General features: G+C 42.0%; 22 protein-coding genes. 9 read left to right on the top strand and 13 right to left on the bottom strand.

The window, feature by feature from the left end; translation table 11 throughout:
- Nucleotides 1-7: 7 nt before the first annotated feature.
- Together dapA and BST86_RS02970 are read right to left on the bottom strand one after the other, a co-directional pair.
- Complete coding sequence (gene dapA, locus BST86_RS02975; protein WP_105981957.1) at nt 8-892, bottom strand: 4-hydroxy-tetrahydrodipicolinate synthase; 885 nt, start codon at nt 890-892, stop codon at nt 8-10.
- A gap of 1 nt (nt 893) precedes the next feature.
- Nucleotides 894-1,400, bottom strand: a complete 507-nt coding sequence (locus BST86_RS02970) for a DUF6913 domain-containing protein (protein WP_105981956.1) — start codon at nt 1,398-1,400, stop codon at nt 894-896.
- Nucleotides 1,401-1,437: 37 nt separating this feature from the next.
- Here BST86_RS02970 and BST86_RS02965 point away from each other — a divergent pair, with 37 nt between their 5' ends.
- The 3 genes from BST86_RS02965 to BST86_RS02955 are packed head-to-tail and all read left to right on the top strand — an operon-like array spanning nt 1,438 to nt 3,589.
- Complete coding sequence (locus BST86_RS02965) at nt 1,438-2,220, top strand: 5'-nucleotidase C-terminal domain-containing protein (protein WP_105981955.1); 783 nt, start codon at nt 1,438-1,440, stop codon at nt 2,218-2,220.
- Nucleotides 2,221-2,222: 2 nt separating this feature from the next.
- Nucleotides 2,223-3,152, top strand: coding sequence for a bifunctional metallophosphatase/5'-nucleotidase (locus tag BST86_RS02960; RefSeq protein WP_105981954.1), 930 nt, complete (start codon nt 2,223-2,225; stop codon nt 3,150-3,152).
- 23 nt (nt 3,153-3,175) lie between these two features.
- Nucleotides 3,176-3,589 (top strand): hypothetical protein, encoded by a 414-nt coding sequence (locus BST86_RS02955; protein ID WP_105981953.1) that lies wholly within the window; start codon nt 3,176-3,178, stop codon nt 3,587-3,589.
- Here the strand turns inward: BST86_RS02955 and ligA are convergent.
- Genes ligA through BST86_RS02935 form a run of 5 tightly spaced genes read right to left on the bottom strand, consistent with a single transcriptional unit; the run spans nt 3,558 to nt 7,712 of the window.
- Entirely contained in the window at nt 3,558-5,669 is a 2,112-nt protein-coding gene (gene ligA, locus BST86_RS02950; protein WP_105981952.1) for an NAD-dependent DNA ligase LigA, read from the bottom strand. The two genes, BST86_RS02955 and ligA, sit on opposite strands and share 32 nt — an antisense overlap.
- Nucleotides 5,670-6,086, bottom strand: a complete 417-nt coding sequence (locus BST86_RS02945) for a PIN domain-containing protein (protein ID WP_242446553.1) — start codon at nt 6,084-6,086, stop codon at nt 5,670-5,672.
- Entirely contained in the window at nt 6,076-6,315 is a 240-nt protein-coding gene (locus BST86_RS14735) for a DUF6364 family protein (protein WP_146126698.1), read from the bottom strand. The genes BST86_RS02945 and BST86_RS14735 overlap by 11 nt, the downstream gene beginning before the upstream one ends.
- A gap of 55 nt (nt 6,316-6,370) precedes the next feature.
- Nucleotides 6,371-7,231, bottom strand: a complete 861-nt coding sequence (prmC, locus tag BST86_RS02940) for a peptide chain release factor N(5)-glutamine methyltransferase (protein WP_105981950.1) — start codon at nt 7,229-7,231, stop codon at nt 6,371-6,373.
- Between the two features lies 1 nt (nt 7,232).
- Complete coding sequence (locus tag BST86_RS02935; protein ID WP_105981949.1) at nt 7,233-7,712, bottom strand: GNAT family N-acetyltransferase; 480 nt, start codon at nt 7,710-7,712, stop codon at nt 7,233-7,235.
- A 101-nt stretch (nt 7,713-7,813) separates the two neighbouring features.
- Here BST86_RS02935 and ribD point away from each other — a divergent pair, with 101 nt between their 5' ends.
- From ribD to BST86_RS02920, 3 genes are read left to right on the top strand one after another with little or no spacing between them, the layout of a single operon-like run.
- Nucleotides 7,814-8,827 (top strand): bifunctional diaminohydroxyphosphoribosylaminopyrimidine deaminase/5-amino-6-(5-phosphoribosylamino)uracil reductase RibD, encoded by a 1,014-nt coding sequence (gene ribD / locus BST86_RS02930; RefSeq protein ID WP_105981948.1) that lies wholly within the window; start codon nt 7,814-7,816, stop codon nt 8,825-8,827.
- A complete protein-coding gene (locus BST86_RS02925; protein WP_105981947.1) occupies nt 8,824-9,690 on the top strand; it encodes an EamA family transporter in 867 nt (288 codons plus the stop codon). Before ribD ends, BST86_RS02925 begins: the two co-directional genes overlap by 4 nt.
- A gap of 5 nt (nt 9,691-9,695) precedes the next feature.
- Entirely contained in the window at nt 9,696-10,295 is a 600-nt protein-coding gene (locus tag BST86_RS02920) for an IMPACT family protein (protein WP_105981946.1), read from the top strand.
- On the opposite strand, the gene BST86_RS02915 is transcribed toward BST86_RS02920, so the two are convergent.
- Nucleotides 10,292-10,840 (bottom strand): pyridoxamine 5'-phosphate oxidase family protein, encoded by a 549-nt coding sequence (locus tag BST86_RS02915; protein WP_105981945.1) that lies wholly within the window; start codon nt 10,838-10,840, stop codon nt 10,292-10,294. The two genes, BST86_RS02920 and BST86_RS02915, sit on opposite strands and share 4 nt — an antisense overlap.
- Before the next feature lie 29 nt (nt 10,841-10,869).
- A complete protein-coding gene (locus BST86_RS02910; RefSeq protein WP_105981944.1) occupies nt 10,870-11,274 on the bottom strand; it encodes an acyl-CoA thioesterase in 405 nt (134 codons plus the stop codon).
- 193 nt (nt 11,275-11,467) lie between these two features.
- Between BST86_RS02910 and dnaA the strand changes: the two genes are divergently transcribed.
- Together dnaA and BST86_RS02900 are read left to right on the top strand one after the other, a co-directional pair.
- Nucleotides 11,468-12,895, top strand: coding sequence for a chromosomal replication initiator protein DnaA (gene dnaA, locus BST86_RS02905; RefSeq protein WP_055412367.1), 1,428 nt, complete (start codon nt 11,468-11,470; stop codon nt 12,893-12,895).
- Nucleotides 12,896-13,363 carry a low molecular weight protein-tyrosine-phosphatase gene (locus BST86_RS02900; protein ID WP_055412366.1) on the top strand — a complete coding sequence of 156 codons (468 nt, stop codon included), beginning with the start codon at nt 12,896-12,898 and terminating at the stop codon, nt 13,361-13,363.
- Nucleotides 13,364-13,375: 12 nt separating this feature from the next.
- Here BST86_RS02900 and BST86_RS02895 read toward each other — a convergent pair whose 3' ends face one another.
- From BST86_RS02895 to BST86_RS02880, 4 genes are all read right to left on the bottom strand, one after another.
- Entirely contained in the window at nt 13,376-14,431 is a 1,056-nt protein-coding gene (locus BST86_RS02895) for an AMP-binding protein (protein ID WP_105981943.1), read from the bottom strand.
- Nucleotides 14,428-15,393, bottom strand: coding sequence for a CPBP family intramembrane glutamic endopeptidase (locus BST86_RS02890; protein WP_105981942.1), 966 nt, complete (start codon nt 15,391-15,393; stop codon nt 14,428-14,430). The genes BST86_RS02895 and BST86_RS02890 overlap by 4 nt, the downstream gene beginning before the upstream one ends.
- Before the next feature lies 1 nt (nt 15,394).
- Nucleotides 15,395-16,438, bottom strand: a complete 1,044-nt coding sequence (locus BST86_RS02885) for an o-succinylbenzoate synthase (protein WP_105981941.1) — start codon at nt 16,436-16,438, stop codon at nt 15,395-15,397.
- A 61-nt stretch (nt 16,439-16,499) separates the two neighbouring features.
- On the bottom strand, nt 16,500-16,952 hold the full coding sequence (locus BST86_RS02880; protein ID WP_105981940.1) for a DUF4442 domain-containing protein: 453 nt from the start codon (nt 16,950-16,952) through the stop codon (nt 16,500-16,502).
- Nucleotides 16,953-17,298: 346 nt separating this feature from the next.
- Between BST86_RS02880 and BST86_RS02875 the strand changes: the two genes are divergently transcribed.
- A complete protein-coding gene (locus BST86_RS02875) occupies nt 17,299-17,796 on the top strand; it encodes a DUF4870 domain-containing protein (protein ID WP_105981939.1) in 498 nt (165 codons plus the stop codon).
- Nucleotide 17,797 lies beyond the last annotated feature (1 nt).

The raw sequence follows: 17,797 nt of genomic DNA, 5'->3' as shown, positions 1-17,797 counted from the left end.
TTACTTTTTAATTCTGTTCATAGGATTCTAGAAAGGCTTTCAACCTATCCTTTAGATCCTGATCTGCATCTATTAAAGGTAATCGCACTTGTGAGGAGCCTATTCCTAGTTGTTCCAATAACGCTTTAATACCTACAGGATTGCCTTGTTCAAAAATCAAATCGATGCTGGGCGCTACCTTGTAATGTAATTCATATGCTTCCTGAACATCGCCATTCAAGGCATATCTGATCATATCGCTAAAATCCTGAGCCATCGCCTGACCAATAACCGATATCACTCCTGCACCACCAGCAAGCGTCATAGGCAGCGCAATCATGTCATCACCAGAAATCACCAAAAACTCCTTAGGCGTGTACTGGATCATTTTCATGGCCTGCACAATATCACCAGCAGCTTCTTTAATGGCTACAATATTTTCGAAATCATGCGCCAATCGTACGATCGTATTGACTGATATATTTGAACCGGTTCTACCAGGCACGTTATACACGATGATAGGTTTGTCCGTAGCCTGCGCAACAGCCTTGAAATGCTGATAAATACCTTCTTGACTAGGCTTGTTATATGCTGGAGAAACGGATAGTACCGCAGCAAAGTCAGATAAATCAGTATTTTTGATTTGATCAACAACTACTTTGGTATCGTTACCTCCTATACCAATCACTAGTGGCAAACGTTTATTGTTGGCCTTTTTAACAGTAGCAATGACGGCCTGTTTATCCTCTACAGTTAGAGTCACATTCTCGCCCGTGGTTCCCATGACGACTAGATAATCAATTCCATTTTCTATTTGAAAATCCACTAGTTTTTCAAGTGCGGTATGATCTACCGTTCCATCTGTGTGAAATGGAGTGATTAAGGCCACTCCTGTTCCTATCAATTCTTGCATGCTACTTTGTTATGATATTTAGGTATTTGTTCAATTCTTTAATAAATAACTCTTTTTGGTTAAGTTTTACATCAATAGCGAGATCATAATGATCCTCTGGTAATGATGCTAATCCTGCCGTAATTCCAGAATCCAGAGCCATCGCAACGTATGATTTCAAATCATCCCTCTTTTCAAACAGATTGATCTGGAGATCAAAATAATGATCCAGCAATTCTTTCAGCGCAGGATCTGCAAGGCCTCCAGACCATTTGATACTTTTCATACTCACCAGCAGCTGGTCCTGCACCGGTTGTTTTTTGGTATCTACAGTCACACCTACCATCTGGTAATCCCGTATCTCCAACTCACGCGACCATTGCTCCATAAACAATGTAGATTTCTCCACATCTGCATCATAAAGCACCACCATAGAAAAAGGTTTTGACGTGATGCTACTCCTGCGCTGTCCAGATAATTTTTCCTGCTGTTTGCGCAGCCATCGCCTCTTAAAAACGTCAAAAATCATTTACTTTTACTAAGCCACAAAGGTATAACAATCGCCTATGAAAATTAGTATGACCCTAGGTTGTAGGAAAGGTTTAATGGTTTTCGCTTTCGCGAAAGCGATATTATTGACAACATCCTGCAAGACAGAAAACTACACCGTTCAAAAGCTTAACGCAAGTCAGACCCAAATTGACTCTACCATCCAAGGCGTAGCCAGTATAGAGACTTTTATCGCTCCCTACAAGCAAAGCCTGGACCAACAAATGAGTACCCCTTTGAGTTATAACCCGGCAGATATGACCAAAACCGATACGCCGCTCAACACGCGTATAGGAAACATGATGGCCGCGATCGCTCGCACCCAAGGCGCACCTATTTTCAAATCTCGAACCGGTAAGGAAATTGACATGGTACTGCTCAATCATGGTGGTATACGAGCTGGTATTCCCGCAGGAAACGTCACCACTAGAACCGCTTATGAAGTGATGCCTTTTGAAAACGAAATGGTGGTCGCAGAGCTGGCTCCACAACAAATGAAGGAACTAGTTGACTATCTGGTAGAAAAGGAACGTGCACATCCTTTTGATGCGCTCAAAATCACAACAGATGATGCCAGTGTAGAATTATCGCTTGCCGGCCAGCCTATTACTTTTGACCGCAACTACTACGTGCTTACCAACGATTACCTCATGACTGGTGGCGATAACATGGAGTTTTTTACCAAAGCTATTTCCAGCACCAAATTAGATTACAAGATCAGAAACGCGATGATCGACTATTTTTCCAAAACAGATACACTGGGCTTTAAAGCAGATGATCGATTTACCAAAACCAACTAATCATGGAACGTAGAAAATTTATCCAAAACACCGCCACAGCAAGTCTTATCGCAGGTACTGGTCTATGGAGCAATACGGCGCTGGCTTCAGGGTTGTTTCAAACCGCTGCTGAAGACGAAGAGCTCAAGAAAATCACCATTCTACATACCAACGATACGCACTCGCACATTGAGCCTATCAATGGCGGCAGAAACGATGGCCGTGGCGGCGTGGCGCGACGTGCGGCACTTATCAATAAGGTACGCAAGGAAAACCCGAATACCTTATTATTGGATTGCGGTGATATTTTCCAGGGAACGCCTTATTTCAACTTTTATGGAGGTGAGCTGGAAATCAAACTGATGAGCATGATGGGCTACGACGCAGCCACCATTGGGAATCACGATTTTGATAACGGTATCGATGGGTTATATGCACAACTTCCCAATGCCGATTTTGATTTCGTCATTTCCAACTATGATTTTTCCAATACAATCCTAGACGGTAAGACCAAACCCTATAAAGTCATGGTCAAGGATGGCGTGCGCATAGGATTGTTTGGGTTGGGTATTCAGTTGGAAGGCCTTGTTTCACCGCTCATGTATAAGGAAACTAAATATCAAGATCCATTAACCGTGTCGCATGATATGGTGATCGCTTTACGCGAAAGGGAACACTGCGATATCGTGATCTGCATGTCGCATTTGGGATATCAATATGAAGGCAGCAAGATTAGCGATGTATCACTGGCCCAACAAACTAGTGGTATCGATCTCATTATTGGTGGACACACGCATACCTTCTTAGAAAAACCTGAACTGGTTACCAATGCCGCAGGCGATACCGTCATGGTCAATCAGGTAGGTTGTTACGGTATCAATGTAGGCCGCATAGATTTCTATTTGCACAAAGGAAAACTAGCTGGCGGTAGCGAGGTGGTTTATGAGGTGTAGCCTCTTAATTTAATACACTCAAAATGACCCAATCCACCATCTCCAAAGGCTTCATTGCTGCTGGCTTAATGAACACCGTTGGGCTGCTGATTTTTTCAAAAGGATTTACCAATGAGGTGATCCCACAAACAGATCCTGCGGTCATGTCTTATTTTGGGTTGCTCATGATCATGGTTTGGGGTCTAGCGTATATCGCGGTTTCCAAAACCTATATGAATGTGAAATGGCTTATTGGAGTTTTTGTCCTTGAAAAGTTAGCTTACGTTATTGCTTACCTCGTCTGGTTTTCAAACAACAGCCTAGAAAACGTCTACGATCAAAATCTTCTTGCTGGTATTTTCTACACCCTTTACGGATTAAATGATTTTACCTTTATGATCTTCTTCGCTTACGTGTTTTTTAAAATCACACCATCGCGAGAAACTCCTGCTCACTAATCATCTTGATATTTAGCTTTTCAGCCTTTTCCAGTTTTGAAGGTCCCATATTTTCACCACGAATAAGGTAATCAGTTTTTGAGGATAGCGAGCTGCTTACCTTACCACCATTGTTTTCAATCATCTTTTTTAAATCATTTCTGGACATTTCAAAAACACCAGAAATCACAAAGCTTTTTCCTGCCAGCGCATCTGACCTGCTGGATAGTTCTTCTTCACTCAATGAGAATTTCAAACCAGCATTGCGTAACCGCTGTACTACCGCCATACTTGCAGGATCTGTAATAAATTCTACCACAGACTCTGCGATGCGCTCGCCTATCTCTGGTATGTTGCTTAGTTCTTGAAGTTTTTCTGCTTTCCCGCTTCGACTACGCTCAGTGTGAACCTCATCGTCGCCTTGCTCCTCGATAGCGGAATCATCCACAGCATCACTAAACAAATCGGTTTCATCGGTTTTAGAAATCTCTGGTATCGCGACCAATTGGTCCATGGATTTATAATGTCTGGCTAACTTTTTAGCAACGGTCTCGCCTACATATCGTATTCCCAAAGCAAACAGCACGCGCTCAAAAGGAATCTCTTTACTGGCCTCGATACCGGCAATCATATTGGTCGCGCTCTTTTCTGCCATGCGCTCTAATGGGATGATTTGCTCGTATTTCAGATCGTACAAATCAGCATAATTATGTAGCAATCCAGCCTCTACCAATTGGTCCACCGTTTCAGAACCTATGCCATCTATATCCATGGCTTTGCGAGATATAAAATGTTGAATGCGACCCTTGACTTGCGGCGGGCAGCTTTGATCGTTAGGGCAATAGTGCTGTGCCTCGCCTTCTTTACGTACCAATTGGGTACCACATTCTGGGCAGTTGGTCGCATAAACCGTTGGCTCGGAATCTTCTGGCCTTTTAAGTAGATCTACCGCGACAATCTTAGGGATGATTTCACCACCTTTTTCCACAAATACTTCATCACCTACCCGTATATCCAGTTTTTCTATTTGGTCTGCATTGTGAAGACTCGCGCGTTTGACCGTAGTTCCAGAAATTTCCACTGGTTCTAGGTTGGCCACTGGCGTGATAGCACCGGTACGTCCTACTTGATATGTAATTTCTTGAAGTCTGGTCGAGACCTGTTCTGCACTGAACTTGTACGCCATTGCCCAGCGCGGTGCTTTTGCCGTGAAGCCTAGTTCTTCCTGATGCTGCAATTTATTGACCTTGATGACCACGCCATCTGTTTCATAAGGCAAGTCCTTTCTGGCCGTATCCCAATGATTGACAAATTCCAATACCCCGTCGATGCCATTAACCAGTGTAGATTGTGGCGGCACTTTAAAACCCCATTTTCTGGCAGCTTCCAGTGCTTCAAATTGAGTTTCAAAAGGCAAGTTATCACCGGCCAATTGATACAACAAACATTCCAATGGTCGTGTCGCGACCACAGCACTATCTTGTAATTTCAAGCTGCCGCTAGCGGTGTTGCGTGGGTTGCGGTATAATTCCAGTCCTTGTTCCTCACGTTCTTTATTCATTTTGTGAAAACCATCCCATGGCAGCACGATCTCTCCACGTATTTCAAACTTTTTCGGAATATCATCGCCTTTCAATTGCAACGGTACCGATTTGATTGTACGAACGTTAGTGGTAACGTCATCGCCTTGTGTACCGTCACCACGAGTCACGGCCTGGACAAATTTGCCGTTCTCATAGTGCAAACTAATACTGGCACCATCATATTTAAGCTCACAAACGTACTGTATATCGCCATCTACAATCTTGTGCAGACGCGTTTCCCAATCCTGTAAATCTTCCAGACTGTAGGAATTGTCCAGAGAGTACATTCGGTTGATGTGTTTGACGGTCTTGAAATTCTTGGTGACCTCGCCACCAACTCTTACCGTCGGGCTTGATGCATCAAAAAATTCGGGATGGCTGGCCTCTAAAGTTTTGAGTTGTTCCAATTTCTTATCAAACTCAAAGTCTGTAATGGATGGATCGTCCTTCACATAATAGTTGTAGTTATGCTCACGCAGTTCCTTTCTTAGGGATTCTATTTGGGTTTTGGGATCCATTTATTTTTGGAATGGGTTAATGATTTGAAGGCCAGCAATAGATTCTCCATGATTCATGTCTTCTGAGAAAAACACCTTACAATTACTTTCCAATGCCGAAGAAATAATTAGTGAGTCGTAAAATGATAGACTATAGGTATCGTAAAGCTCTAGGCCTTTCTTGACGGTATCGATGGATACATTCAAGACGGTATGTTTACTAAGTAAGTCAATAATCCGATTTACTTGATTAACAGAGTAGTTTAACTTTCGCAGACAAATATTACTTACTTCTTTAATGATTTGAATGGAAATGAACGTTTCATAATTCTTAGTCCGTTTTTGAAGTAAATCAATAGCAGCTTGTCGTTTTATTTCGTCTTCAATACTCAACGCATAAATAAAGATGTTTGAGTCCACAAAGCATTTATCTTTCATTGGCCTCATCTCTATCAAATTTGTAACCCTTATTATAAGGAGCAGGGTTTTCTCTAGCAAAATTGATCCATTCATCCATAGGGGTTTCCTGCTCTGAAGATTTTTTCACGTTACGTTCCAAAAACTCGCGAATCATTTCATTCAATGACTTGCCCTGCTTTTTTGCATACTCTTTACTGGCTTCAATCAATTGGTCAGACAGCCTAATAGTTAAATTCTTTGTTGCCATAATTCTTTCATTTGCACAGATGCTGTGCAAGTTACAAATTTAATTCCAAACTCGTTCACTTCCAGCACTTCATCATGCGCCAGTTGCCATTTAAGTCTTTGCGTAATTCGTGCTTATAATCCAACTGGATCGCAAGCTGTTTCATCTCTTTTGACAAATATTGGTTGATCTCAAAATACACTAACGGATTGTTATGATCCTTGGCCAACTCAAGAATCTTTCTATAAAACACCAGCGGATCTTCATTCTCAACGAACAATGCCATCTCTGGATCAAAATCTAAAACGTTTTTATGTAATTCTGGCTTTTCCAACTCTCGCACATACGGTGGATTACTAACGATAATATCAAAAGGTTCCAGCTTTTCTGTGGCTAAAATGTCTTGATGTATGAGTTCAAAATTTACCTCTGGCGAAATAGCTTCTGCGTTTGAGGCTGCCACTTGTAAGGCATTTTTGGACAGGTCCAAAAGTATGATTTTAGTAGAAGATTTTAGGGAGTTCGCTTTCGCGAAAGCGTTACCCAAACTAACCCCTATACAACCGCTACCTGTACCTATATCCAAAATGGAATTAATTTGTTTTCCCTTGTGGTCGTCAAGGATCCACTGGACGAGTTCTTCCGTTTCCTGGCGTGGTATCAAGGTATGTTCGTTGACCTTGAATTCATGATCATAAAAATGACCAATTCCCGTGATATGCTGTACTGGCGTGCCGGCAAGTAAGGTTTCCAGAGACCTGAGCAAGATTTCTTCCTTCAAATGTGACAATGGCTCTTCACCTCTTATCATAATGTCTGACTTGCTCATGTACAGCAAATCCTCACAAACGATCTTGAAGATCGAAACGATCTCATTTTCTGGATAAAGATCTACCAGTCTACTCACGTAAATATCCCGTAATTGTCGTAGCGTCATCTTAATCCAGATTTTTGATCATTTGCACCGGACAGCTGTAATGACCCGTATTTCCCAGCGGTTGGGTCAACAGTTCAAAGCCTACTCGTTTATACAATCCTTGAGCATCGTACATATTGTCCATGGTTTCCAGATAGACTTTTGAAAATTTAAAAGCTTTTGCAGCTTCCAAGCACTTATTCATCAACTGCTTACCATATCCTTTACCACGAACCTCAGGTAAAAAGTACATTTTTTGCAACTCGCAAATACCATCTGGATAATTGGCTAATGGCGCAATTCCAGCACCACCGCATATTTTACCATCTATTTCTACCACAAAATACACGTGTCTTGGTTTTTGGTACTCCAGATACATGGATTGGGTTGCCGCGTCGCTGTATGCGGTTCCTTCTTTAGGAGCGTTGTGCTCAAGAATGGTTTGCTGGATAATATCGCGTACCGCAGGATTATCCTTAGGCTGTATTTTTCTAATGTTCATATCTCAAAGATACTATGGTGATGTGATGCCCAATATTTATGTGCTCTTAAAGTTATCGATGGATAGTCAACAAAGCGTTCTATAATCTTAAATTTGTTTCCTTGACTAGAGACGAGGTTTACATACAACGATGCTTACAACTAGCCGTGAATGGTTTGGGAACCACTTATCCCAATCCGCTGGTTGGGTCTGTAATTGTGAGTGATGAAGGAATAGTTTTAGGCGAAGGTTTTCATTTAAAATCTGGAGAGCCACATGCCGAAGTCAACGCCATTGCAGCGGCAGAACGCAACGGCTATTCAACCTCTGATTTTGAAAAAGCCACCATCTATGTCAATCTAGAGCCTTGTTCCCATCACGGTAAGACGCCACCTTGCGCGTCTTTGATTATTGAAAAGAAGTTTAAAAAAGTGGTCATCGGCACTTTGGACCCGCATGAAAAAGTGGCCGGCAAAGGCGCAGAACTATTACGCGCAGCAGGTATTGAAGTCATTACAGGAATTCTTGAAGAGAAATGCAACGATCTGAACAAAAGATTCTTTAGCTACCACAAAAAACAGCGACCCTACATCATTCTGAAATGGGCCGAAACCGCAGATGGCTTCATTGCACCAGCCACTAAAAAAGAACAGAAACCTGTATGGATTACCAATCCATATTCCAGGCAACACACACACCAATCAAGAGCACAAGAAAATAGTATCCTCATAGGTGCGCAAACCGCACTGGATGATAATCCTAGCCTAACGGTACGTGAATGGTATGGGAACAACCTCATAAGAATCGTTTTGGACTCACGAAATGACTTACCCGAAAATCTAAATGTTTTTAACGAGGATGCGATGACCCAAATCCTGCGCAGAGACTCAAGTGAACCCGAAAACATCATTCAAGACCTGTATCACCTCAACATACAAAGCGTCATTGTTGAAGGTGGCGCCAAAACTTTGCAGCAGTTTATAGAAAAAGAACTTTGGGATGAGATCCATCAATATATGGGTACGACTGTTTACTTCAAAAATGGACTCAAAGCACCATCGATACCCAATAACGCTAGTCTGCAGGAACGCATGATGATCAAAGACGACGTCCTTAAAATTTTCAAGCAACCATGATCTGGCTCGTTCTAAGTGTTCTCACTTCCAGTTTGTTGTACGTGATCTTCAAATACTTTAAAGTATTTGAAGTCAATACTTTGCACGCTATTGTCATCAATTATATGGTTGCTGCCGTCACCGGATTACTGGTTTTTCAAGGTGAAATATCAGTGACCAAAATTGTCAACGGCAACTGGTTTTGGTTCTCCATTATTTTAGGCGCTCTATTCATTACCGTATTCAACATACTGGCATTAACCAGTCAAAAAAACGGATTGTCTGTCGCAGCAGTGGCTAGTAAAATGTCACTCATCATACCGGTAGTTTTTGGAATTTGGGCTTACAGCGAGAGCTTGGGATGGCTCAAGATTGCTGGAATAGTGATTGCCCTGGCGTCAGTATATCTGGCTTCGTTAAAATCTAAGAACGGCCTCACCATTCATAAAAAAGAATTGCTGCTACCAGCGCTGCTTTTTCTGAGCAGCGGCACGATCGACACCATCATCAAATATGCCGAAAAGAATTTCGTTCCAGATGGTGATGAACCTATTTTTAGTGCGGTTTGCTTTGTGGCTGCCTTCGGTTTAGGGTTGTTGATTTTGGTCTACGAGGCCTTAAATGGCAGGCGTTTGCAATTGAAATCCGTTGTGGCGGGAATAGCCTTGGGCATACCCAATTATTTCTCGATTCATTTTTTGATCAAGGCGCTGAAAAACGGCATGGAAAGCAGCGTTTTCTTTCCCATTAACCACGTGGGAACGGTTCTGTTCACCACGCTTTTGGGCTACCTGTTGTTCAAGGAACGTTTGCTGGTCAAGAATTACTGGGGCATTGCTCTTGCAGTGGTGGCTATAATTTGTATCGCTTTCGCGAAAGCGTAACTCACATGAAAGATCGTTACAAAACCATAACTTCAGCTACCGAGGAGATTCTTTACAAGGAACGTGGCAGTAAATTTTATGCTACCGCTTTTCCCTTTACCCATGAAGATCAGCTGAATGATATCCTACCATCGCTGCGCAACAAACACCCAAAAGCTGGACACCATTGCTATGCCTGGAAATTAGGCCCTACCAATGATGTATACCGCTCCAACGATGATGGCGAGCCCAACCATAGCGCTGGCGACCCTATCCTATCGCAAATCAATGCTTTTGAAATGAGTGATGTGCTGGTGGTGGTGAGTAGGATTTTTGGCGGGACGAAGCTTGGTGTAGGTGGTTTGATTCAAGCCTATCGCGAGGCCGCTAGATTGGCACTGGATCAGACACAGATCGTGGAACGTGTCATTACTAAAGACATTATCATCTCTTTTGAATATCCACAAATGAGCCAGGTCATGAGGTTTGTGGATGAGCATTCCTTTAATGTCAAAAATCAGGATCTTACCGAAACCTGTAAAATGACCATAGGTGTACCTCTCAATGCCGTGGAGCGAACTCTTGAGCAATTAAATGCTATGTATCCTATTACTGCTAGTGTTTAAGGCACCAGCCATTGACCTTGCCATTCATTATTGTCAATTGTATACAGCGCTCTCAAGTGATTGGGTCGTTTGAGTTGTAGCAACTCAATGGATGTAGGCGTGAGTTGTAATGGCAGGAAATAATTCTCTGATCGCTCTACATATTCCACATGATCAGGATTTTTTATGGGTGATCCTGGCGGCAATTGGGTCGTGTAATCTTTAATGGATTTAGAAGATACTTTTTGGAAAAGGCGTTTTACTTCTTGTGCATCTGTAATAGGTTCCAGAATTCCATCTACCCTAATTTGACGTAAACCTTTACCGTGGTAAAACAATAGACTTGCTCTAGGGTTTTGCTGCAATTGATGCACCTTAGTAGTTCTCGAATCAGTAAAAATGGTGAAGTTTATGGCTTCACTCACTTCTCTAATCACGATAGTTCTTGCTCGAGGTTGTAGATTCTCATCGACGGTGGATAAGTAGGCGTATTTGAAAGGATGATTGCGCTTACTCATCGCACCTCGCAATTCGTGTTTTAAGTCTTGGAAATAGTCGTCTAGCATTCTATGATTTTATGATAAAGTAGTCGTAGTTAAAACAGGGTTTTACACTTTTCCAAAAATTCGGGAATTGGTTTACGAGGTCTAAAGGTTTTGGCATCTGTGAACACTAAAGTAAGCTCTGCCGTGGCACATAAGGAACCGTCCTTTTTTGTGATTTCATACTCAAAAACGACCCTTGTTGTAGGAAGATTCTTAAGGGTAGTTTTGACAGAAATTTCGTCCCCAAACTTGATCGGATTTTTATACTTTATATCTATTTGATAAACAGGTAAAAGCACTCCAGAATCTTCCATTTTTTGATAAGAAAAGCCTAAAGCATCCAACCAGTCAAGTCTAGCTTGCTCCATGTAAATCAAATAGTTAGAATGATGAACGATTCCCATCTGGTCGGTTTCGGCATATCTTGGCACAATGTCGATGATCGAATTTTTCATATATTTTATGATGTAAAATTAGGTGGATTAAAATGGTTCCTGCATGCAATTATATTTGGTAAAAACCAACCCTACTTTTTATTTTTTTTAAGGTTTTTTATACACATATTTGTACCACTCTTGAGGTAGCCACTTTGTGCTTCGTTTTCCTCGTTCATATTAGAGTCGAACCTAACCAGATAAAACAATATTTATGACATCGACGGCAGAATCGGTATGGGAAAATTGTCTTGAATTCATAAAGGATAATATCAACCCACAAGCCTACAAAACTTGGTTTTTACCCATCAAGGCAGTAAAGCTAACTGATACAGCGTTGAGTATACAAGTTCCCAGCCGTTTTTTCTATGAATGGCTCGAAGAACACTACATCAAATTGCTTAAAACAGCCCTTACAAAAGAGCTAGGTGAAGGAGCTAAATTGATATACGCCATTAGAATGGAGAATACCTTAAAAGGTATGGAACCATTCACCGAAAAAATACCCAGCAGCAACCGTACATTTCAAAATTCACAAACGGTTGACGCTCCTGTACGCAGTAAAAGTCCAGAACTTAAGAATCCGTTTATTATTCCTGGAATACGTAATGTAAAGATTGAGTCTCAACTCAATCCTTCTTATAATTTTGATACGTTTCTAGAAGGTGATTCGAACAGACTTGCACGTAGTGCTGGTATGGCAGTTTCCAACAAACCAGGTGGAACGTCATTTAATCCATTATTGATTTTTGGTGGTGTCGGTCTAGGAAAAACTCACCTTGCTCATGCCATAGGTGTTGGTATCAAGGAAAATTACCCAGATAAAACGGTTCTATATATAAGTGCTGAAAAGTTTACCCAGCAGTTTATCGAGTCCGTACGTAAGAACAATAGAAATGACTTTATTCACTTCTATCAAATTGTAGATGTACTGATCGTGGATGACATCCAATTCTTTGCTGGTAAGGCAGGAACCCAAGATGTTTTCTTCCATATTTTCAATCACCTACATCAAAATGGTAAGCAAGTCATTCTAACGAGTGATAAGAAGCCCGTAGATATGCAGGACATCGAGCAGCGCTTACTTTCCAGATTCAAATGGGGTTTGAGTGCAGAGCTCAACCATCCAGATTATGAAACAAGAGTCTCCATCATCAAGAACAAATTGTATCGCGATGGTGTGGAAATGGAAGAAGACATCATCAATTATCTAGCAGATAACATCAAGACCAACATACGTGAGCTGGAAGGTGCCATTATCTCGTTGATTGCCCATTCTTCCTTTAACCATAAGGATATCACTATCGAATTGGCCAAAAAGATTGTTGAGAACTACGTAAAGAATACCAAACGTGAGGTAAGCATCGATCAGATCCAAAAAGTTGTGAGCGATTACTTCCAGATGGACGTTGAAACTCTACAATCCAAGACCCGCAAGCGTCATATTGTACAAGCACGTCAACTGGCGATGTACTTCTCAAAGAAAATGACCAAGGCATCACTTGCCAGCATTGGATCAAAAATAGGGAAACGCGACCACGCAACGGTTTTACATGCCTGTAAGACGGTTGACAACCTTGCTTCCACAGACAAACAATTTAATAAGTACGTAGAAGATCTGCGTAAAAAGCTGGCGAATTAAATGAAAGAGCAAACCTCCATTTTAATGGTGTGTTTGGGTAACATTTGCCGCTCGCCACTGGCGGAAGGTTTGATGCGATCTAAATTGAACTTTACCAAATTCACGGTGGACAGCGCTGGAACTAGCGGTGGCCATAAAGGCGAGGCGCCAGATAAGCGATCTATTGAAGTTGCCAAGCGCTACGATCTTGACATCTCGCAGCAACGCAGCCGCAAGCTGACACCACAGGATCTTGAAAACTTTGACTATATATATGTCATGGATAGGTCCAACTATAATGACGTGATGGACCTAGCTCAAAACGACGAGCAGCGCGCCAAGATCAAAAAGATTCTTGAAGTCCCTTTTCCAGGGGACGATCTCGATGTTCCAGATCCCTATTACGGCGGTGATCAAGGCTTTGAGAATGTCTACAAGATGCTGGATCAAGCCACTGATGCGATTGCACAGCAGCTTAACAACCACTAATTTTTAAAGGACTTACTTGTTTCCGTACTTTGCTATAATGGCTTTACGGTCCACTTTTGCCGTATGAGTTTCGGCAAATTGCTTTACAAAAATGACTTTGCGTGGTTTTTCAAATCGGTCTAGTTTCGCTTTCGCGAAAGCGGACTCCAAATCGATTTCTTCACCTTCTACATAAATAACCACTTGCTGACCTAGAGCCTTTTCTGGCTCTGAAGAGATAAAAAAGCGGTTATCGATAAACTTGGACAACTTGTTTTGAACTGATTCTGGATGGATCTTGATACCACCAGTGATGATGACGTTATCAGTCCTTCCTAAAATCTTGAACATTTTTTCATTCTTAATGATCGCCAGGTCATTAGTTACCACAGGTTCTTCTGCAAGATCTGGAGCATCGACCACAAGGCAATCTGCACCATTCAAGCGCACCTTGATTCTGGGCAAGGCAGTAAAGAATTCTTCATGATTGGGATAGAGTTCGCGTATGCCAACGTGCGTGCTGGTTTCAGTCATTCCATAAGTGTGGTAAGCTCTAGTGTGGCGACCTTTTAGGCTTTCTACTAGGGCTTCATCAACCGGTCCACCACCTATGATGATCTTTCGGCTTTTGTATAAATAATCCAGGGAATGTTTTACTTGATAAGCGGTCATCGCGGTAAAATCATAACGCTTGGTCGCTTTATCCAGCGGATTTTTTGACGGCGCCACCAGGTCGATGTGCCAGCCTAATTCAATCGCCCGCACCATCATTAGTTTACCGGCAACATAGCTTAACGGCAAACAGCACAACACATCCATTCCTGCACTTATTCTAAAACGCTCGCCAGTCATGCGTGCACTGTTGATCATGTGCTTTTTCTCCAGTCTATATTCTTTAGGCACGCCAGTAGAGCCACTGGAGAATACTGTATGATAGGAAAAATCATCCAGCCAGTTCAATAGAAAATCACCTACTTGACGTTCCCACAGTTCACCTTCTTTGGCATAACTATAGGCAACGGTCATGAGACCTTTATGGTCAAGTGACCTACCGTTTAATTGGAATTCTGGGTGTACTTCTGGAATCATAATTCATTATTGATGTTGGTATCTAGCTCAGGATTTTGTTGTGTAAAGTACGCTCGATTCTGCACGCGACCAAATAATTTTTCTTTCCAATTTTTCCATTTATAGATGCGGCCTAGAATAAGCAACAGGATAGGATAACCCACAAATATGGGAATCATATCTACCAGCGTAAATGCTGTGGGCTCTGACACATCAATATAAATAGAGTCTGTTTGAATAGCCGTCCATGATGCGGTCATCATCAAGGCTGCGGTAATGTTGTTTGCTGCATGAAAACCTAGGGCAAGTTCAAGACCTTCATCCAGCAGCGTCATGGCTCCAAGGACAAGACCTGTACCTATGTAAAATATCATAACAGAAAATCCCAGCTTTTCTACCTCTGGATTTGCAGCATGCATCAAACCAAAAAGGACTGAAGTTACTATCCAGGCCACTGCCCTACTTTTTGTAGCTATGCCCAATCCTTGTAAAAGTTGACCTCTAAAAAGGTATTCCTCAAAACTGGTCTGGAAAGGAAATAATACCAAAGAGATGATTAATAAAGGAAGAAATCTATTCCAGTCAAATTGCAGTTCATAATTTTCTGGAGCTAGATAAACCGAAAGTAAAATAGAACCTGCCGAAAAAGCCGCCCAAAAACCAAACATGAAAAATATACGCTTCCAATCTATGCGCTTTCTTGAGGTAGTAAGGCTAGTAAGCGATTGCTGATTGATAAATTTGACCCAGATAAAGATGCCTAACAAACCCACAACAAAAATCATTAAGTTGACGGCGAGAAAAACATTTCTTCCCATGACATCAATCATTTGCGCCATCATTTGTTCCATGGATTGATCGCTTTCTTCAAGCAACATCACAGTAGAGACATAATTAAAGCCCATGAGCAACATGAACAATACGGGTATGACAAAAAAGTTCCAGGTTCCCAGACTTCCCTTGTAGCCTTGCTCTATATACATTCTAAAAATTTATTGGATTAGTGTTCCATAAAGCAATCTCGTTACAATGCAAGGCACCGTTTTTGATCTGTAATGGAGCTTCAATATTATTGGTATACAAGCCGCCAGTTCCCAAACCCTGCGGCATGGAAACACCTAGCGTGTACGTAAATTGTGCGATTGCGTTCAGCCCTATGTTAGACTCTAGGGCGCTGGTCATCCACCAGCCTATGTTGCGTTCACCTGCCAGATTGATCCATTCTCGTGAGCTGGCAAAACCACCTACAAGAGCTGGCTTCAAAATAATATATTGTGGTTGGATCTGATCCAGACAGCGAGCGCGATCTTCAGAAGCGTACAAGCCAATCAGCTCTTCATCCAGCGCGATGGGCACTGGAGTTTTCTCGCACAAGGCAGCCATTTCCTTCCATTGGCCTTGCTGGATGGGTTGCTCGATGCTGTGGACCTTATAGGTTGCAATTTCGTCGAGTTTAGCCAGAGCTTCTTTAGGTTCAAAAGCTCCGTTAGCATCAACTCTTATGGTGACTTCGCTTTCGCGAAAGCGAGATCGTATCGACTTCAACAACTGCATTTCGGCATCAAAATCTATGGCGCCTATCTTCAATTTGATACAGTCAAATCCAGCCGCCAGCTTCTCTTCCAGCTGCCGCATCATGAATTCCTTATCGCCCATCCATACCAAGCCGTTGATGGGAATATGATCCTGTTGTTGCGTGAATGGAGATGGAAAAAGCGTAAACGGATCGCTGGACTGCAGCGATTTCATCGCCATCTCATAACCGAATAAGATCGAAGGCCACTCTTGCAGGGCAGCGCTAATTTCTGCAGGTTTCATTCCTATATGATCACAAACCCATTGCAGTTGCTCTTCATAATCAGGCCTATCGTCGCTGGACAATCCTTTAAAAAGGTTGCACTCACCTATTCCTTTTTCGCTGTCGTTTTCTAAGGTAAGAAAGTAGGTGTCTTTGGTTTTGAGTACTCCACGAGAAGTTCCCGCAGGCTGTTTAAATTCTAAAGTGTATTTCTGGAAACTGGCTTTCATGACGGCAAGATACGCAATGAGTTAAGCGGCATTTGTTAGAACTTTTAAAAAAGAAAGCGCGTTAGTCTTTGCGTTTTACGGTCCATTCAAATTTAAACTTACTTACCTGTATACCGTCTGCATTGATTCCAGTGGCCTCCATCCAGACCGTCTGGCCTTCACCTGTGGCTACCGTTTTTTCAATGGCCTCCTTAATTGCGAGTCCATCGTTAGAAGTAAATGTGATCTGCCCTGTTGCTTTTTTTGTAAAAGTGGCTTCATTGTTAGCTACCAGCATGCTCACCTTAGCATTGGATTCTTTGATATAGGACATCACTAAAGCTCCTGTGGTAAGCTCTGCTGCCATGGCCTGCACGGCAAAATACATGCTCTTGAATGGGTTTTGATTGAACCATCTGTGCTTGACACGTGTCGTGCACGTCTCTGGCGTGATGGTTTTAACACGTACGCCGCACCACCAGCAGCTGGGTAATTTGAAAAATGTAAAAGTGTTGATTTTTGCCGGTGTGATCATGGTTGGAAGCTTGACGTATACAGCAAAACTAACCGATTTACAGCAGAGTAAGCAAAAAACTTTTGATGATCAGAACGCTTTCTAGATTTAGGTTGTGACACCTTTTCCGTTGAAGTTTATGAAGAATAAACTCATCTTAAATTGAAATTTTGATGATTATCCGATCACATTAAAAAACAAAACCAGATTTTTTCTTAGCTAACCATTCCTCTTCAAAGGGCTGTTTTTATTACGCTTTCGCGAAAGCGAACTCATCAAATCACTATACCTAAATAAAAATATATGGTACTTTGTATTGCATAATACTATCTTTTAGATATATATTTGCATTAGAAATTAATAGGTGATGGAAAAACAACAACAAAACAACCACAATAATATCGCCATGGGAATCCATCTAGCGACGTTTGGAAAATGGATTTTCCCATTGGGAAATTTCATCCTGCCCATTCTACTATGGATGGTCAATTCCAAAAAATCTGACTTTATCGATCGGCATGGCAAACAGGCCATCAACTTCCAGTTGAGCATCACGCTCTGGACCGTTATACTTGCGTTTATAGGCGGTGGCGTGATTATAGGGAGCATGATCTCTGGCGGTCCAGATTTATGGCAAGCGATGGATGGCCCTAGCTTTCCCTTTGCCAATGACTTGGGGATTTTCTCCACCATCGTCGCCAGTGGTGTGATTTGCGGTACGCTTATTCTGGCTTTGGGCATTGTGGATCTGGTCTGCACGATCAAGGCGGCGATCAGGGCTCATGATGGACAGGAATACCGCTACCCGTTAACGATTAATTTTATTCCTGATACGCCAGTTCAGGAAACATCTAATACGAACTAAC

This window comes from Nonlabens agnitus (assembly GCF_002994045.1).
Classification (GTDB): domain Bacteria; phylum Bacteroidota; class Bacteroidia; order Flavobacteriales; family Flavobacteriaceae; genus Nonlabens; species Nonlabens agnitus.
Note: the sequence above shows the minus strand (reverse complement) of the source record. Positions and strands in the feature narration are given on the sequence as shown.

Excerpts from the sequence above, each read along its gene's own strand:
- BST86_RS02895 (WP_105981943.1), bottom strand. The coding sequence starts at position 14,431 with ATGATTCCAGAAGTACACCCAGAATTCCAATTAAACGGTAGGTCACTT.
- BST86_RS02910 (WP_105981944.1), bottom strand. The coding sequence starts at position 11,274 with ATGAAAAATTCGATCATCGACATTGTGCCAAGATATGCCGAAACCGAC.
- BST86_RS02875 (WP_105981939.1), top strand. The coding sequence starts at position 17,299 with ATGGAAAAACAACAACAAAACAACCACAATAATATCGCCATGGGAATC.
- dnaA (WP_055412367.1), top strand. The coding sequence starts at position 11,468 with ATGACATCGACGGCAGAATCGGTATGGGAAAATTGTCTTGAATTCATA.
- BST86_RS02960 (WP_105981954.1), top strand. The coding sequence starts at position 2,223 with ATGGAACGTAGAAAATTTATCCAAAACACCGCCACAGCAAGTCTTATC.
- ligA (WP_105981952.1), bottom strand. The coding sequence starts at position 5,669 with ATGGATCCCAAAACCCAAATAGAATCCCTAAGAAAGGAACTGCGTGAG.
- BST86_RS02900 (WP_055412366.1), top strand. The coding sequence starts at position 12,896 with ATGAAAGAGCAAACCTCCATTTTAATGGTGTGTTTGGGTAACATTTGC.
- BST86_RS02935 (WP_105981949.1), bottom strand. The coding sequence starts at position 7,712 with ATGAACATTAGAAAAATACAGCCTAAGGATAATCCTGCGGTACGCGAT.
- BST86_RS02965 (WP_105981955.1), top strand. The coding sequence starts at position 1,438 with ATGAAAATTAGTATGACCCTAGGTTGTAGGAAAGGTTTAATGGTTTTC.
- dapA (WP_105981957.1), bottom strand. The coding sequence starts at position 892 with ATGCAAGAATTGATAGGAACAGGAGTGGCCTTAATCACTCCATTTCAC.
- BST86_RS02920 (WP_105981946.1), top strand. The coding sequence starts at position 9,696 with ATGAAAGATCGTTACAAAACCATAACTTCAGCTACCGAGGAGATTCTT.
- BST86_RS02925 (WP_105981947.1), top strand. The coding sequence starts at position 8,824 with ATGATCTGGCTCGTTCTAAGTGTTCTCACTTCCAGTTTGTTGTACGTG.
- BST86_RS02970 (WP_105981956.1), bottom strand. The coding sequence starts at position 1,400 with ATGATTTTTGACGTTTTTAAGAGGCGATGGCTGCGCAAACAGCAGGAA.
- BST86_RS02885 (WP_105981941.1), bottom strand. The coding sequence starts at position 16,438 with ATGAAAGCCAGTTTCCAGAAATACACTTTAGAATTTAAACAGCCTGCG.
- BST86_RS02955 (WP_105981953.1), top strand. The coding sequence starts at position 3,176 with ATGACCCAATCCACCATCTCCAAAGGCTTCATTGCTGCTGGCTTAATG.
- BST86_RS02945 (WP_242446553.1), bottom strand. The coding sequence starts at position 6,086 with ATGAAAGATAAATGCTTTGTGGACTCAAACATCTTTATTTATGCGTTG.
- BST86_RS02890 (WP_105981942.1), bottom strand. The coding sequence starts at position 15,393 with ATGTATATAGAGCAAGGCTACAAGGGAAGTCTGGGAACCTGGAACTTT.
- BST86_RS02880 (WP_105981940.1), bottom strand. The coding sequence starts at position 16,952 with ATGATCACACCGGCAAAAATCAACACTTTTACATTTTTCAAATTACCC.
- BST86_RS14735 (WP_146126698.1), bottom strand. The coding sequence starts at position 6,315 with ATGGCAACAAAGAATTTAACTATTAGGCTGTCTGACCAATTGATTGAA.
- BST86_RS02915 (WP_105981945.1), bottom strand. The coding sequence starts at position 10,840 with ATGCTAGACGACTATTTCCAAGACTTAAAACACGAATTGCGAGGTGCG.
- prmC (WP_105981950.1), bottom strand. The coding sequence starts at position 7,231 with ATGACGCTACGACAATTACGGGATATTTACGTGAGTAGACTGGTAGAT.